We start from the raw sequence: 17,430 nt of genomic DNA on the forward strand, positions 1-17,430 counted from the left end.
TATCCATATGATTTACCTACTAAAAATACGATTTATAACGTATTAAATTTCAATTTTATTAAGGGAGTTTATTTTTATCAGTTTTATCATATAATTGGTGGATTTTTGCTTGTTTATGTCTTATTAAGCTCGAAAATATTGCAAAAGTTCTTCTCACATAAGGTAATGCTCTTTCTTGGGAATATTTCATTTTCGTTGTATGTCATTCATTTAGTTATATTATGTTCTTTTTCAACAGCGTTATTTAAAGCATTACTAGGTTATTTTTCCTATAAAATCAGCTTTTTATTAATGTTTGGCTGTTCAATGGTAATACTATTTCCATTATCTTATTTCTCTTATAAATACATCGATCTCTCCAGTGTGAAATTTGGTAATTTCGTTTATTCTTATTTAAAAGGTGATAGAGACAAACAACATAAAAATATCCCTGTGAATAACAAATCTGCTTAAGGAATTAATCTTGTGGTTGATATTTACAAATGAAATCAATTATACTCGTTTTAGCCAAATGGCAGGGGCCTGTTCATGACGTCATCGACGATTCAGAAAGGTTCTTGCCTTTTTTCTTATAATAAAATTGGCTATTTACATTTTTAAAAGAGAAGAGTGAAACTTATGAAGGAAAATAAAGTTAACATTTTAAACGTAATGTTTAATTCGGTTAATAGAGAGAATATACTTAATATCCTAACAAAACGGATTGAAGATAATATGAAGACCTTTTTGGTGACGGCGAACCCCGAAATCGTCATGCAGGCGAATCAAGACCATGAATACATGAAAAATATTCAACAGGCAGATTATGTGATTGCGGATGGAATCGGGATTATCATTGGTTCAAAAATTATTGGAGATCCTCTACCTGAACGTATTCCAGGATTTGAACTGATGCAGGAATTACTGAAGAAAGGAAGCGATTCACACTGGAGCGCATATTTCCTTGGAGCGAAACAGGAGGTAGTCGAAAAAGCAGTGGAGAATAGTAAACAACAATATCCAAATTTAAAGATTGCCGGTTTCCATAATGGTTTTTTTGATTGGGATTCAAATCAGATTCAAGAGGAAATTAAGCAATTGAAACCGGATTTGATTTTCGTTGCTCTTGGATTACCACGCCAAGAAAACTTTATTGCCAAAAATCTGGCTCAATTCGATCATGGCCTATTTATTGGTGTGGGTGGGAGCTTTGATGTTCTGGCCGGCACGGTTAAACGTGCACCTATCATTTGGCAAAAGCTGAATCTTGAATGGCTTTACCGGCTTATGAAGCAGCCTAGCCGCTGGCGCCGCATGCTTGTTCTTCCACTGTTTCTCATGCGCATGCTTCAATTCAAGCCAAAGGGTTAAACAAGTGAATTCCTTGATTTTTACGTATAAAGGAGACATCGACAATGAAGGTATTGCATCTAAATGCAGGCAATGAAACAGGTGGGGGAATGGTACATATCCTCTCCCTTTTAAAAGAGCTTAATAGAGAAGAATTTGTGCTCGGTCTTTTAGAAAAAGGAATATTTGAGGAAAATGCAAAAGCTGCCGGTATCCAAACGATTACCTTTGAGCAATCTTCAAGGTACGATTTATCGGTTCTCTTTAAGATCATTTCCTATATAAAAAAAGAAAACATCAGTATTCTTCATACACATGGAGCACGGGCCAATTTATATGGTTATTTTCTGAAAAAATTCACCTCCGTTACATGGATGACAACCGTCCACAGTGACCCAAGAAATGACTTTCTTGGCAGGGGTATAAAAGGGGACCTGTTTACAAGGCTCAATTTAGTTGTGTTAAAAAAACCGGATCATTATTTTGCGATTTCAAAGAGATTTACGGAAATGATGGTGGAGTTTGGCGTCAACCTTACGAAAATAACAACGATTTATAATGGGATTGATTTCAATGCTTCAGTGTCAACAGAGCTATCCAGGGAAGAATTGAAACTTTCTCCGAATGATTTCGTCATATTAATGGTAGCCCGATTGGATCCGGTAAAACGGCATTTTCTCGCTCTTGATGCTGTTGAAGAGGCGATCAAGCTTCATACGGAGATCAGATTGCTGTTAGTCGGAGATGGGCCAATAAAAAATGATATTCAAAGTTTAATTGTAAAAAAGGGTCTCGAGCACCATGTTATGCTTTTGGGGCACAGAGAAGATGTCGATGCACTCTACCAAATAGCTGATGTAACACTGCTGACTTCACAGACGGAAAGTTTTCCACTTGTTTTATTAGAATCAGCAAGAGCAAACACACCAGTGATTACGACTGACGTTGGCGGTGTTCGAGATATGATTCCGGAACCATCGTATGGTTTTATTGTCAATGGCGATGAAAAAGCAGAAATTGTTTCCTCGATTACAGAAGCAATTGATATGAAGAAAGCAGATGCCCTTTCGAAAATGGGAAGCAAATTTAGGGAATATGTATCACATCATTATTCCATACAATCCTTCGTGGACAGTATTTATCAAGCATATAAACAATCCCGGTAATGAATAGCATATCGTCCATAATGTCGAAATCTTGGTAAAAAAAGTATTTTTAATAATAATTTGGCGAATCTGCAACTTTTTCATGATCATTTCGTCATATTTCATGGTATAGTAATTTACATACAAATCCATTTAAAATAAATCCCTCCTTAGTGGGGATTTTTCCTGACCTTTCTCTATTAAAATAGTATTTTGTTAGGTTTAATGGATTAATTCAATATTTACTAAATCGCATCATGAGGAAATTCTATTTAAAATAGATAGTAGTTGTGTTATAATCCACATGGTACTTATATTCACTATGTTTGAAAAGGATTGTTAAATAGATAACTAACTTTCTAGTAACCTAGATGGTTGCTCCATTTTGCCTGTTTTCTTTATCTGAAATAGGTTAAATAGTTATGAGGAGGATCATGATGATCTATATCACCCTGATATTATGCTTTATGTGTTCGATACTTCTTACACCTTTTGTTAAGAAGCTTGCATTTAAAATTGGTGCAACAGATAAACCAAATCAACGAAAAGTTCATCAGAAAATTATGCCCCGTCTGGGTGGTTTAGCCATATACTTAAGTTTTATTATCGGTATGCTGGTGCTTCGTCCAGGTGGCGATTATACGCTGCCAATCATCGTTGGAAGTATGATCATCGTAATTACAGGAATACTAGATGATATGATGGAGCTTTCAGCAAAAGTAAAATTTATTGCTCAAATTGCAGCAGCGGCTGTCGTTGTCATTTGGGGTGGCATTGACGTTGATTTTATCAACGTGCCATTCGGAGGCAAAATTGAATTTGGATATTTAAGTGTCCCATTAACAATCATTTGGATCGTCGGCATTACAAATGCAATTAATCTGATCGATGGCCTAGATGGATTAGCAGCCGGTGTATCCTCGATCGCTTTGATTACTATTTCCGGGATGGCGGTCATCATGGGTGATGGATTTGTAACAGCTATTGCCTCTATCGTGTTAGCAAGTACACTTGGATTTTTGATTTACAATTTCCACCCGGCAAAAATCTTTATGGGTGATACGGGCGCATTATTTCTAGGTTACATGATATCAGTACTTTCATTACTAGGTTTTAAAAATGTAACCATCATTTCCTTTATTGTCCCGATTATTATTCTCGGAGTACCAATCTCTGATACATTTTTTGCAATTCTTCGCCGAATTGTTAATAAGAAGCCATTATCAGCACCTGATAAATCGCATTTACATCATTGTCTGCTTCGATCTGGATTCACCCATCGCCAGACAGTGCTGATCATCTATGCAATGGCAGCCTTCTTCGGATTGGCAGCGATCATCTTTTCGCAGGCCAAACTCTTGGGCGGCTCACTCTTTATCGTCCTCTTATTGATTATGATTGAATTATTTGCGGAAATGATTGGCCTCGTCGGCAAGAATTATCGACCGTTGATCAAATTTATGCGTGTTATATTAGTTACAACTGTCCGAAATAGATAAACAGTGGAGAGCCTGACCGACATCGGTCAGGCTCTTTTGTGCAAGAAAAAGCCGTCTCACAATAGGTGAGACGGCCATTGCTGTATTCCCTTAATTTTCATTCGATGATGTTTCATCATCTGTTTCAGTACTGGAATTAGTATCATTTAAACTGGCATTCGCTGTATTTGAACCGATTTCCAAATGTGTTTTCAAAATCGTTTTAGTTTCTTTAAGCGATTGTTCATCAAGCTTATAATAGTAGATTTTATTTATATATGCATCGTCTCCCTTAAGGTTTAAGGTTTCAATGTTTAGGCCGTTGCCTGTAAGGCCATAATCAATTAACGATTTCATATCATTAAATGACATATTCGTTTGCATATTGTCGCCAACAGCCTCGATAATGTCCGTGTGTTTTGAAATTGATTGTAAAGAAAGTGCTTTTTTCATTAGTGCTTTAATAATTTCCTGCTGCCTCATCCCTCGCATGACATCCGTATCGTGATGCCTTGTTCTTGCAAGTGCCAACGCCTCTTCACCGTTCAATGTCTGCATACCTGGTTTCAAATTAATGGCGTTTGGATGGTCTTCTGAATCCTGTTCAGATAAAGCGTAAGGGACATCAACATCGATTCCATCTAAGGCATTGACCACATCCATGAATGCATAAAAGTTTACTTTTACATAATAATCAATCGGAATATCGAGAAGCTCCTGGACCGTTTCAATCGTCATTTTTGGACCACCGAAGGCATGGGCGTGAGTAATTTTATCCTTCTTATTTTTCCCTGGGATATAAACATAAGAATCACGCGGAATGCTTAACAGCTTTACCGATTTTTCCTTTTTGTTAAAAGTTGCAACTAGAAGGGCATCAGAGCGAATAGCTTCTCCATATTGTTTTGCCCGGCTTTTGCTCTCATCAACCCCGATCAGCAGAATCGAGATATTATCCAAATCTGGATTAACCTGAACCGGTCGTTTGGAAACGGTTTTGACAGGCTTGTACGATTTACTAACAACTGATTCGGCTTTTTTTAGTAAAACGGTCGCATAGGCTGCCCCGCTTAATGCCACGATTAATATTGGAACAAAAATCCACATAAAAATACGCTTCTTACGGCCTTTTTTCTTTTGATTTGATCGATTTGAACGTTGAAGTTCAGACATATGATTTCTCCTTTATATACAAATCTGTATGAATATGTTTAAAAACAAAAGTCCAGCTTTCATTTTACTTTATTTCAGCCTTCACGTAAATTGAATTTTTTTGTCGAAAATGGAAGACAATCATATTTTCTATTATTCTACCTACACCACACCTTCACAAAATAGACGGTTTCACTTATGTCGAAGTTACATGTTCACGTTAAAAAATTTGTCAAACAGACCCTTATAAACACAAGATAAAATTCATAAGATTCAGAGTATATAACGTTTACAAACTTTCAATAAAATGCCCGCAAATATTTTACAAAAAAGACTATTAATCTACTGAAATAATTAGTAGAATAGTCATGCAATACAAAAATTTTTGTCGAAGGGCGGAAAAAGTGTGAAGAGAAAGATAAAAAGAAGCATGAAAAAACGAATGCTTAATAGTTCTCTAGCTGTTGCATTAGCTCTAACAACAGTTCCGTTGAATATTTTCCCACATGCTGCTAAAGCTGAAGGAACTGGAAATACTGCTACACTCCGTATCTTGGAAACTACGGATTTGCATTCGAATGTAATGCCGTATGACTATTTCAAAGATGCACCAGTAACAAATTATGGATTAGCAAAAACAGCCACATTGATCCAACAAGCTAGGTCGGAAGTTGCAAATTCAATGCTATTTGATGCTGGTGACACGATTCAAGGAAATCCTCTTGCCAGTTATGTTGCAAAAGTGAATAAATTAGGGCCAAATGATACTCACCCTATATTCAAAGCAATGAATCATTTGAAGTATGATGCCGGTATCGTTGGAAATCATGAATTCAATTATGGATTGGACTATTTGAATGACGTTTTGGGAGAAGTTCAGTTCCCGATTGTAAACGCTAACATTTACAAAGACGATCACGATAGTAACCCTGATAATGATGTTAACTACTTCACTCCTTACCAAATTATCGATAAAACGATTGTAGATTCCTCTGGTAAAGAGTCAACCATTAAGGTTGGAGTAATCGGATTTGCACCACCGCAAATTATGAGGTGGGATAAAGACAACCTAAGTGGTAAAGTTATTACCAAGGATATTAAGAAACAAGCTGAGAAATTTATTCCTAAAATGAAAGCAGAAGGCGCTGACGTTATTGTTGCGATTGCGCACTCTGGTTGTGACATTGCCGAAGCAGGACAAGAAGAAGCTGAAAATGCTGTTTATGATCTAACAAAGGTTCCTGGAATCGATGCGATGCTGTTTGGACATGCCCACTTGAACTTCCCTGGTGATGCCTCATTTAACGGCAAGAACGGAATCGATAATACGAATGGAAAAATCAACGGTGTACAAGCTGTTGAAGCAGGCTTCTGGGGAAATAACCTCGGCGTACTTGATTTAGCTCTTGTTCAGGATACAAACGGCAAGTGGACAGTTGATAAAGCCAACTCGAAATCCGTTAACCGCCCTGTTGATGCTAAGACAGCTGTTGATTCTAAAATTGAAGCTGATGTGAAGGAAGTTCATGATGCAACAATAGCTTATGTAAATGGAAAAATTGGTGAAACTGAGATTCCAATGCACAGCTTCTTCACCCGTGTAATGGATGATGCGTCAACACAAATTGTTAACGCAGCGCAAATGGATTACGTGAAAAAATGGATAAACACAAATGCACCAGAATATAAGAATGTTCCCGTTCTTTCTGCCGCAGCACCATTTAAAGGTGGTCGTGGTGGTGTATCTGATTATACGAACATCGCAAAAGGCCCGGTAGCCATCAAGAGTGCAGCCGATTTGTATTTGTTTGATAATACATTAAAAGCTGTTGAGGTTACTGGCGATCAAGTTAAGCGCTGGTTAGAAATTTCTGCCTCACAATTTAACCAGATCGACCCGAATAAAGAAGGGAATCAAGATTTACTTGATTATGATTTCCGTCCATACAACTATGATGTCATCGATGGGGTGAAATACCAAATTGATGTGACTAAACCGGTTGGGCAGCGAATTATCAAGCTAACGATGATGGATGGTACTGCTGTTAACCCAGCTCAAAAATTCATCGTTGCAACAAATAACTACCGTGCAGGTGGCAGCGGTGGTCTGCCTGAGTTGAAAGATGCGAAGGTTGTCGTGGATTCTCCATTTGAAAACCGTCAAATCTTAATGGATTATATTAGCGCAAAAGGCACAATCAACCCAGTTGCAGATAATAACTGGAAAATTGCCCCTGTTGGCGGCGTGGCGAAATTAGTATTCCACTCTGCTCCAGAAGCAAAACCATACCTAGGTCAGACACCAAATGTAAAAGACCTTGGCGCATCAACAACGAAATCAGGATATGACCTGTTTGAATTAGACCAAAAAGTACATGTTCAATTATTGGGAATTAACGACCTTCATGGCCAATTGGATTATTCAGCAAAGGTTTCTAACCGTGATGTCGGAGGAATTGAATATTTAGCAGCTTACTTAAAACAAAGAGAAGCAACAAACCCATCTAATACTTTAATGGTACAAGCTGGGGACTTAGTAGGTGCAAGCCGTCCGGTATCTGCCCTATTACAAGATGAGCCGACAATCCGTTTCATGAATGAAATCGGAATGGACGTTGGTACAATCGGTAACCATGAATTCGATGAAGGCGTTGCCGAAATGAAGCGTTTAATCTACGGTGGTGCGCATCCAAAAACGGTGGATAAATATGGTGAATTTGAAGGAGCTGCCTTCCCATATGTTGTCGCAAACGTAGAGGATGAGAAAACCGGTGAGTTAATTTTACCTCCATACGTAGTAAAAGAAGTTGACGGTGTTAAGATTGGCTTTATCGGTGTCGTGACAACTGAAACACCAAGTATCGTTACAGCAAGCGGTGTTGAAGGTGTTAAATTTACTGATGAAGTAGCAGCAGTCAATAAGTATACGGCAGAATTAAAAGCTAAGGGCGTTAAGTCCATTGTCGTTCTTGCCCATGACCCTGGAACTTCAGCATCAAATGGAGATAATCCAACAGGTAAAGTGGTCGATATGGCAAAAGCTATCGATCCGGAAGTAGACGTTATTTTTGGTGCCCATGACCATAAATACTTAAACTCCACTGTAAATGGTAAATTGCTAGTTCAATCATATTCTTATGGAACTGCTTTCTCAGATGTTGACCTTACGATTGACCCGGTAACACAAGATATCGTAACGAAAAAAGCTGTGGTCGAATCAACTTTTAAAGATAGCATTACACCTGATGCAAAAATCAAGGCAGAGCTTGATAAATATAAAGCAGATATCGCACCGATCATTGGTGAAGTAGTTGGTAAATCTGCTGTTGCGCTTACACGTACACAAACTCCTGCCGGCGAATCATCATTAGGTAACTTAATTGCTGATGCGATGAAAGAACAATCAAAAGCAGATTTTGCCTTCATGAATTCAGGCGGTATTCGTGATGACCTTAAAAAGGGTACCATCACATGGGGCGATTTATTCGCAATTCAGCCATTTGGGAATGACGTTGTAACCCTAAAGATTACGGGAGAGCAAGTAAGAACATTATTAAATCAGCAATTTGCCGCTGATAGAAACCGTATTATGTCGATCTCAGGATTAACCTATACGTGGGATGATAAATATGAAATTGGCAAAAAGGTAGAAGATATTTTCTTACCAAACGGTCAGAAAATTGATCCAAAAGCCGAATACACGGTGGCTGTCAACAACTTTATGGCTGATGGCGGTGATGGCTATACCATCCTTAAGCAAGGTAAAGAACGCACAGTATTAAAAACGGACCTAGACACGTTGATTGATTATGTAAAAGCTCAATCAAGACCGATTTATGCTGAAATCGAAGGCCGTATTACAGTACTGGATACGACAGCACCTGTGGCACCAGTGGTAGCTGAAGTAACAGATCAAACAACCAAAATCACTGGTAAAACTGAAGCAGCAGCAAAAGTAGAAGTAAAAGTTGGCTCTACAGTGCTTGGGACGGCTACTGCAGCAGCAGACGGAACTTTTACAATTAGCATCCCTGTACAAAAAGCAGGCACAAAAGTTGTCATTACAGCAGCAGACGCAGCGGGCAACGTAAGCAAAACAGAAGTAACGGTTAAAGACGTAACAGCACCTGCAGCACCAACTGTTAACCAAGTAACAGAAAAGGCTTCGAAGGTTACTGGTACTGCTGAAGCTGGAGCATCCGTAAACGTCACTGCAAATGGTGTATTACTTGGAACAGCCACTGCAGGCGAAGACGGCAAATTTACAGTAGAAATTGCTGCTCAGGAAGCAGGAACTGTCCTTGTCATTACTGCAGGAGACACTGCTGGCAATATCAGCGCTGAAACAAAAGTGACAGTTGCAGATGTAACAGCACCTGAAGCACCATTTTTAGACTTTGGAGTAACACAGTTTGACACCTGGGTAACAGGACAAGCTGAACCGGGTTCAACTGTAGAAGTGAAAGTAAACGGAACGGTAATTGGTTCTGCAACTGCAGATGAAGATGGTGTATTTGAAATTGAGTTCCCTAAACAAGCAGTTGGAACTACATTAGTTATTACTGCTACAGATCAATCAGGAAACGTAAGTGAAGCAACAGAAACAACTGTTTATGAAATTCAAACAGGATGGATTCCATTCGAAGGCGACTGGTATTATGTAGACCCGGCTACAGGTGAATTTGTAACTGGATGGCTTTATGTCGGTGGTATTTACTATTATATGGACGAAGAGACATACACGATGGTAACTGGCCAGCAGACAATTAATAGCGTTAAGTACGTATTTAAAAATTCAGGTGCATTGGCAACTGGATGGGTATCGATTGATGGCAATTGGTATTACTTTACAAAATCTGGCTATGTGCAAACTGGTTGGATTCAGGATGGTAAGAACTGGTACTACCTTGAAAAATCTGGCAAAATGAAAACAGGCTGGGCTCAAGTAAATGGCAAGTGGTACTATCTTGTAAAATCAGGCGAAATGAAAACAGGCTGGGTGAAAGACGGCAATACTTGGTACTTCCTTGCAGATTCTGGTGCAATGCAAACAGGCTGGGTGAAAGTGAATAACAAGTGGTATTTCCTTAAATCATCTGGTGCAATGCAAACAGGCTGGGTACAAGTAAGCGGCAAATGGTACTTCCTAAACAATGATGGAAGCATGGCTGCTAACACTTCAGTCGGCGGATACAAATTAGGAAAAGACGGAGCTTGGATCAAGTAATCCGTCAGCAATAAAGAGGTGGTTCCTTCGGGAATCGCCTCTTTTATTTTTTTGAAAGATAAGATAGAAATTTCGACTTTGAGAATTGTCTAGCTCCAGCGCCAAGGCGCTTCCGCTTTTCTTCAAATTTCCGTTTTTTACTATCCTTTGTTTGTTTTTGTTTTGTCTATAATGGACAAACTGACTAACAAGGAGGATGTTTAATGCTTTATCTTACCTTGATAGTATGTTTTGTTGCCTCTATTCTTATAACGCCACTTATAAAAAAATTAGCCTTTGTCATTGGTGCAACAGACAGGCCAAATCATCGAAAAGTTCATCAGTCGATTATGCCAAGACTTGGAGGCTTAGCGATATTTATTAGTTTTATGGCAGGTATTTTCCTATTAAGACCCGAAAACAGTTACTCCTTCGCTATCATAATTGGCTGCTTAATTATTGTTATCACCGGCTTTTGTGATGATCTGTTTGAATTGCCGGCTAAATACAAGCTACTAGGTCAATTAGCTGCTGCTTGTAGTGTGGTTTTTTTAGGCGACTTGCAAATGGTGTTTATTAACCTGCCGTTTGGCGGACAGCTCCAATTTGGTTTTTTTAGTATTCCCTTCACCATTCTTTGGATTGTCGGCATCACCAATGCCATTAACTTAATTGATGGTCTCGACGGATTGGCTGCGGGTGTGTCTTCGATTGCCTTAATTACGATATCAGGGATGGCCATGATTCAGGGGAATTTTTACGTGGTAGCGGTCGGTTCGATTGTCTTAGCGAGTACACTTGGGTTTTTATTCTACAATTTCCATCCTGCAAGTATTTTCATGGGGGACACGGGAGCACTTTTTTTGGGGTTCATCATTTCGGTCCTATCGCTCCTTGGTTTTAAAAATGTAACCTTTATTTCGTTTGTCATTCCCGTCATCATCCTCGGAGTCCCAATTTCCGATACCTTATTTGCTATTATCAGAAGAATCATTAACAAACAGCCATTGTCCGCACCGGACAAATCCCATCTGCATCATTGCATGCTGCGCATGGGTTATTCCCATCGTCAGACCGTTTTACTTATTTATGCGATGGCAGCCTTTTTTGGTCTCGTCGCCGTGATTTACTCTCAGGCAAGGATCGGCGGGGCGCTTTTCTTAATCGGAATGGTGGTCCTCATCATCGAAATCATTGCCGAAAAAATTGGCTTAATGGGGAAGGATCATCGGCCATTGTTAAATATTGTTCGTACACTAAAAACAAGCACCGCTAAAGACCGTTCATAGTAGTGCTTGTTATTAAACAAAGGGACTCAGGTCAAATGAACCGAGCCCCTTTCTGTTTTTTTTCCCAATTGCCTTCTAATTGAAAACCAAATATAATCAACCTCAAGAACTACCGTTTTTTACCTCATAAAGTCACTTTCTAGATAAACGGTTTCTCCTTTTTCCATTGTGCATTGGCCATTTGTCAGTTCTACCATCCATTCCATGAATGCAGGGGCATGACTTTTGTCCACATATGTTTCAACTTCAACAGTATCTAAGTAATGAATTTCTCTTATGGTGTACTCGGAGGCCCGCAATTCCTTTTCAATTTTCCCAAGCCAGGTATAGTCTATTTTCACGTTGATAATTTGCGTGAGTTTCCTTTCGACGATGCCAACTGCGTCTAGACCCTCTGATGTTGCTTTGCCGTAAGCGCGAATCAGGCCTCCAGCGCCTAATTTAATCCCGCCAAAGTAGCGGGTAATCACCACAACCGTGTCCTTCAGCTTTCTTTTTTTCAAAACCTCAAGAATAGGGACGCCGGCGGTTCCGCTTGGTTCGCCGTCATCATTGGCTTTTTGTATTTGATCATGCTCGCCAATGAGATAAGCAGAGCAGTTATGGGTGGCATCCCAATGCTGTTTTTTCATTGCTTGAATGAATTTCTGGGCTTCATTTTCCGTTTCAGCTCTTTTAATATGGGCAATAAATCGGGACTTTTGGATAATAATTTCGTGTTCCCCCGTCTGTTTAACGGTATGGTATCGAGGCAGCATGACAAGCTCCTTCCTATTTTAAAAAAATATTGATGTAATATACCTTTAATATGGTAGTAACGTTCGAATGATATAATAGACATGGTTCAACAAGAAACTTTTATTAAAAAGAATCGTTGAATTGGATGAAATACTACTATTATACTACTTTTCATCCAAGTATGAGGCCACCTATGTCTGTTCAGATTAGCCAATTGGTACAATTCAAGGTAAAATATGTGAGAAGGCCTTAAGGAATAAGGGGGAAAGTGAACCCCTCCTGGAGGAATGAGATGAAAATTAAGCAGATTAATATGAAATCAATTGATGAAATTCGTGAAGAAATGATTGATACCGTCACATGCAGTAAAAGTGATATCTTCCGAATTGGTGAGCAGTGCCGTCAAGACTACGAGAACATGACAACAGAACTCACGAATATCAAGCAAATGATGGTCAATCTCATTGAAGAGGGCGACAAGCTAGAGGGACAAGTACAAAAAGCTCGGGTTATGTTGTCGGAAGTCAGTATGAATTTTAAACGTTATACTGAGGAAGAGGTCCGTGAAGCCTACGAAAAAGCCCACCAGCTGCAGATGGACCTTTCGATTAACTGGCAGTATAAAAAACAGCTTTTGGAAAAAAGGGACGATCTCGAACGAAGACTAGTCGGATTACATCAAACGATTGACCGGGCAGATCAGCTCATTTCGCAAATTTCAGTGGTGATGAATTACTTAACAAGCGATTTAAAACAAGTCGGCGAAGCATTAGAAAATGCCAAAGCCAAACAAGACTTCGGCTTGAAAATTATTGAAGCACAGGAAGAAGAGCGGAAACGGCTATCAAGGGAGATTCACGATGGACCGGCACAAATGCTGGCGAACGTCATCATGCGCTCGGATTTAATTGAACGCGTATATCGGGAAAGGGGACCAGATGAGGCCTTTTCGGAAATCCATGATTATAAAATAATGGTCCGTTCCGCCCTTTATGAAGTCCGGCGGATTATCTACGACCTAAGGCCGATGGCATTAGATGATTTAGGACTCGTCCCAACCCTCAGAAAATATTTACAAACAATCGAAGAATATCATAACCAATCGAAGATAAACTTTGTAAATGTTGGTCTGGAGAGCCGGCTTCCCACGAAGTATGAGGTCGCACTGTTCCGAATCATTCAAGAGTCCGTACAAAACGCGCTCAAGCATGCAAATGCCTGTGAAATCAAAGTGAAATTAGAAATAACCAATGCTGTGATTACCGTTATGATTAAGGACAACGGCGTTGGATTTGATACTGCGAAGCAAAAGCCTGAGTCGTTTGGGATGATCGGCATGAGAGAGCGAGTCGACCTGCTTCATGGAGAAATCACATTCGATTCAAAAATAGGCAAAGGAACCGATGTATTCATCCGTGTTCCATTAAACAACTAATTTGGCAAGTGATAATAAAATTGAATTTTGAAGAATGAGGGGGCGTAGCAATTGACTACCAAAATTGTCATTATAGACGATCACCAACTATTCAGAGAAGGCGTTAAGAGAATACTAGATTTCGAAAAGTCGTTTCAAGTCGTAGCTGAAGGCGATGACGGCAGCGAAGCATTAGGTCTTGTGCAAGAGCACCAGCCTGATGTTGTCATTATGGATATTAATATGCCGCAAATGAATGGGGTTGAGGCAACCCGAGAGCTTATTGAAAAATACCCAAACACAAAGATCATCATTTTATCGATTCATGACGATGAGAACTATGTGACACATGCATTAAAAACAGGTGCACGAGGCTATCTATTAAAAGAAATGGATGCAGATGCCTTGATTGAAGCGGTCCGGGTTGTGGCTGACGGCGGTTCCTATTTACATCCAAAAGTCACGCATAATTTGGTCAATGAATATCGCAAACTGGCAGCAGGTGTTGCCCGTGGCGGAGGCGGCTACGTGCCAATGGTCGAAATTCGCCGTCCATTGCACCTATTAACACGCCGTGAATGCGAAGTACTGCAAATGCTTGCTGATGGAAAAAGCAACCGCGGTATCGGCGAATCCTTATTCATCAGCGAAAAAACAGTCAAAAATCACGTTAGTAACATTTTACAAAAAATGAACGTCAACGACCGTACCCAAGCCGTCGTTGTCGCAATCAAAAATGGCTGGGTGGAAGTACGATAATTTTTTCAAAAATAGTAAAGAGCACGCTCAAGTTGGGCGTGCTCTTTTTTGATGGAGATAATGCAAATTGTTGCTTTTTCATATAAAATATAAGCAAACATAGTGCAGTTAATAGACAAGGATGGTAAAACTTTATGAAAACGGCAATTGTCACGGATAGTACCGCGTACATACCGAAAGAATTACGAGAAAAATGGAATATACATATGATCCCTTTAAATATCATTTTCGGGAACGAGGCCTATCGTGAAGAAATCGATCTTACCGCGGGTGTGTTTTATGAAGAGGTTAAGACAAAGGCACTCCCAACTACATCCCAGCCGCCGATTGGGCAATTTGTCGAGCTATTTGAACGGCTTTCGGAAGACTACGATGCCGTCATTAGTATCCACCTTTCAAGCGGGATCAGCGGCACGTACCAAGGGGCAGTCACCGCCAGTACGATGGTAGACGGTATCAAGGTTTACCCTTTTGATTCCGAAATCAGCTGCATGGTTCAAGGCTTTTATGCTCTTGAGGCCGCTGAAACTGCCTCACGCGGCGAGGATGCGGTGGCCATTATGGACCGGCTTGAAGAGTTGAAGGGTTCGGCTCGAGCTTATTTCATGGTCGATGACCTATCCCATCTGCAGCGAGGCGGCCGCCTTTCAAGTGCGCAGGCCTTTATCGGCAGCCTGCTGCAGGTTAAACCACTGTTACATTTTGAAAATAAGGTCATTGTCCCTTTTGAAAAAATCCGTACCCGAAAGAAAGCAATGAAACGAATGGTGGACCTGCTCGGTGAAGATGCTGCGAGTGGTGAACCCTATCAAGCCGTCATCATTCACGCCAATCGTGAGGAAGAAGCAGTGGAGTGGCGCAAAGAGTTGGCCGCCCAGTATCCAAACGTCGAATTCTCGATTGGTTACTTCGGCGCCGTCATTGGCACACACCTCGGTGAAGGCTCGATGGGCATGGGCTGGATGAAAAAATAAAAGAGATTAAGTATGCTGCCATTCCGGCCCTTGGGCTGGGGTGGTTTTTAATTTGGTTTCGATTGTGGAATGTAAAAAGGATAACTATGAAGCCCATTTGCGGAATAAATCATGAAATAGGCAGGAAAAAGTCAAAAGTTCGCGGAAATAAATCGAAAACCTGCGGAATAAACTCCTGAACCAGCGGAATTCCGGCCAAAACCCGCGGAATTCGACGGGAAAGGGCCAGACTCTGAAAAAATAACGGGTTGCTAGGACGGAGAATTTTTAAAAAAGGTACCATTGAAGTCAGTTCGCGGAATAATTCGGAAATCCCGCGGGAAAAATTCAAAAGTTCGCGGAAATAAATCGAAAACCCGCGGAATAAACTCCAAAACCCGCGGAATCCCAGCCGAAACTCGCGGAATCCAACGGGAAAGGGCCAGACTCTGAAAAAATAAGGGGTTGCTAGGACGGAGAATTATTAAAAAAGGTACCATTGAAGTCAGTTCGCGGAATAATTCGCAAATCCCGCGGGAAAAATTCAAAAGTTCGCGGAAATAAATCGAAAACCCGCGGAATAAACTCCAAAACCCGCGGAATCCCGGCCAAAACCCGCGGAATTCGACGGGAAAGGGCCAGACTCTGAAAAAATAAGGGGTTGCATGGGCGGAGAATTATTAAAAAAGGTACCATTGAAGTCAGTTCGCGGAATAATTCGAAAATCCCGCGGGAAAAAGTCAAAAGTTCGCGGAAATAAATCGAAAACCCGCGGAATAAACTCCAAGACCCGCGGAATCCCGGCCAAAACCTGCGGAATCTACTTAAGGATCAGTCCCCAAAATAAAGCCTTGAAAAAAGCTGCAACAAAATCAAATAAATTTCGACAAAAATGCAGGAATTTCTCCAATGAATGGAGAAATTTTAAAAAAAAGAAAAAGGAGTGATGAAAGAATTGCTTATGAAAGATCTTCCCATCCCCCAAAGACTCATATTGACTGAAATCCTAAAAAAATACCTAAAACGCGGCCACCCTATACATTCTGAAATCGATAAAGATCTAGCCAAAAGATGGGCAGGATATTGGGGCGAAAGGGCATTAGCTAACTACGTCAAAGAACTTCCACAAGAAAAGTACCTTATCTTCCACGACCTTGAACTTCAACTGAACGGCATTCATTTTCAAATTGATACCCTACTTATCTGCCAAAACTTTATCCTCATTATTGAAGCAAAAAATATCTCTGGTACGTTATATTTTGATAATGTTTTTAACCAGCTTATACGGATTAATCCTGACGGTACTGAAGAATCATTTGAGGACCCTCGTGTACAATGCCAGAGACTTCAATCCCTTCTGAGAAGGTGGCTAGTCAAAAACGGCCTCCATCTACTGCCAATTGATCATCTTGTTTTTTTCAAAAGTGCTAACAAAACGATCTTGAAATCCAATCCAAATATTAGAGCTGACTTTAGCAAAGTTTGCAAAGGAAGAGATCTATTTAATAAAATCGAAGACTGTGAGAGGCGATATAAACAAGTTAAAATAGATCCTGAGAAAATGTATGAAATAGGAAAATTAATCTTAAGTCAACACAGCCCCAAAAAAATAAATATTTTGGAAACATATGGTCTTATGGAAAAGGATATACCTAATGGTGTAATGTGCCCAAACTCTACTTGTTCAAAAATTCCGATGGAATACAAAAAAGGTAAATGGATTTGCCCTAAATGCCATACCTTATCAAAAAATGGCCATATTGAAGCTCTACTTGTACACTTCCTGTTAATTAAACCAACCATTACTAACATGGAATGTCAGAACTTACTTCAACTCCCTTCAAGAGACATTTCTCAAAAATTTCTTCTATCTCTTAATCTGCCGTCTACAGGACATACAAAAAACCGTCTGTACTAACAATGGCCCAATCCTGAGAGTTACTTCATCTTAGAAGAAAATCATATCA

12 protein-coding genes are annotated in these 17,430 nt (G+C 39.9%); 10 read left to right on the forward strand and 2 right to left on the reverse strand.

Annotation, left to right across the window (positions count from 1 at the left end):
- The 4 genes from ACIQXV_RS19200 to ACIQXV_RS19215 all read left to right on the forward strand — a co-directional run.
- Positions 1-453 (forward strand): acyltransferase family protein (locus ACIQXV_RS19200; RefSeq protein WP_402961159.1); only part of this gene is annotated, 453 nt, incomplete at its 5' end.
- Between the two features lie 165 nt (positions 454-618).
- Positions 619-1,350: a WecB/TagA/CpsF family glycosyltransferase gene (locus ACIQXV_RS19205; protein WP_402961161.1), complete on the forward strand. Its 732-nt coding sequence runs from the start codon at positions 619-621 to the stop codon at positions 1,348-1,350.
- Positions 1,351-1,394: 44 nt separating this feature from the next.
- Positions 1,395-2,495, forward strand: a complete 1,101-nt coding sequence (locus ACIQXV_RS19210; RefSeq protein ID WP_402961164.1) for a glycosyltransferase — start codon at positions 1,395-1,397, stop codon at positions 2,493-2,495.
- Positions 2,496-2,911: 416 nt separating this feature from the next.
- Positions 2,912-3,973, forward strand: coding sequence for a glycosyltransferase family 4 protein (locus tag ACIQXV_RS19215; protein ID WP_402961467.1), 1,062 nt, complete (start codon positions 2,912-2,914; stop codon positions 3,971-3,973).
- A gap of 90 nt (positions 3,974-4,063) precedes the next feature.
- Here the strand turns inward: ACIQXV_RS19215 and ACIQXV_RS19220 are convergent, their stop codons facing one another.
- Positions 4,064-5,125: an LCP family glycopolymer transferase gene (locus ACIQXV_RS19220; protein ID WP_402961167.1), complete on the reverse strand. Its 1,062-nt coding sequence runs from the start codon at positions 5,123-5,125 to the stop codon at positions 4,064-4,066.
- A 409-nt stretch (positions 5,126-5,534) separates the two neighbouring features.
- Between ACIQXV_RS19220 and ACIQXV_RS19225 the strand changes: the two genes are divergently transcribed.
- A complete protein-coding gene (locus tag ACIQXV_RS19225) occupies positions 5,535-10,331 on the forward strand; it encodes a bifunctional 2',3'-cyclic-nucleotide 2'-phosphodiesterase/3'-nucleotidase (RefSeq protein ID WP_483874208.1) in 4,797 nt (1,598 codons plus the stop codon).
- A gap of 203 nt (positions 10,332-10,534) precedes the next feature.
- The gene (locus ACIQXV_RS19230) at positions 10,535-11,599 is read left to right on the forward strand and encodes a glycosyltransferase family 4 protein (RefSeq protein WP_402961172.1); all 1,065 of its coding nucleotides are present in this window, start codon (positions 10,535-10,537) and stop codon (positions 11,597-11,599) included.
- 119 nt (positions 11,600-11,718) lie between these two features.
- On the opposite strand, the gene ACIQXV_RS19235 is transcribed toward ACIQXV_RS19230, so the two are convergent.
- Positions 11,719-12,357 (reverse strand): YigZ family protein, encoded by a 639-nt coding sequence (locus ACIQXV_RS19235; protein ID WP_402961174.1) that lies wholly within the window; start codon positions 12,355-12,357, stop codon positions 11,719-11,721.
- Between the two features lie 272 nt (positions 12,358-12,629).
- Here ACIQXV_RS19235 and ACIQXV_RS19240 point away from each other — a divergent pair, with 272 nt between their 5' ends.
- The 4 genes from ACIQXV_RS19240 to ACIQXV_RS19255 all read left to right on the forward strand — a co-directional run bounded on the left by ACIQXV_RS19240 (position 12,630) and on the right by ACIQXV_RS19255 (position 17,381).
- A complete protein-coding gene (locus ACIQXV_RS19240) occupies positions 12,630-13,772 on the forward strand; it encodes a sensor histidine kinase (protein ID WP_402961176.1) in 1,143 nt (380 codons plus the stop codon).
- 51 nt (positions 13,773-13,823) lie between these two features.
- Complete coding sequence (locus tag ACIQXV_RS19245) at positions 13,824-14,510, forward strand: response regulator transcription factor (protein WP_402961178.1); 687 nt, start codon at positions 13,824-13,826, stop codon at positions 14,508-14,510.
- 134 nt (positions 14,511-14,644) lie between these two features.
- Positions 14,645-15,484: a DegV family protein gene (locus ACIQXV_RS19250; RefSeq protein ID WP_402961180.1), complete on the forward strand. Its 840-nt coding sequence runs from the start codon at positions 14,645-14,647 to the stop codon at positions 15,482-15,484.
- Positions 15,485-16,409: 925 nt separating this feature from the next.
- On the forward strand, positions 16,410-17,381 hold the full coding sequence (locus ACIQXV_RS19255) for a nuclease-related domain-containing protein (RefSeq protein WP_402961182.1): 972 nt from the start codon (positions 16,410-16,412) through the stop codon (positions 17,379-17,381).
- The last annotated feature ends 49 nt before the right edge of the window (positions 17,382-17,430 follow it).

The organism is Neobacillus sp. NPDC097160 (assembly GCF_044762155.1).
In the GTDB taxonomy this organism is placed as follows: domain Bacteria; phylum Bacillota; class Bacilli; order Bacillales; family Cytobacillaceae; genus Neobacillus.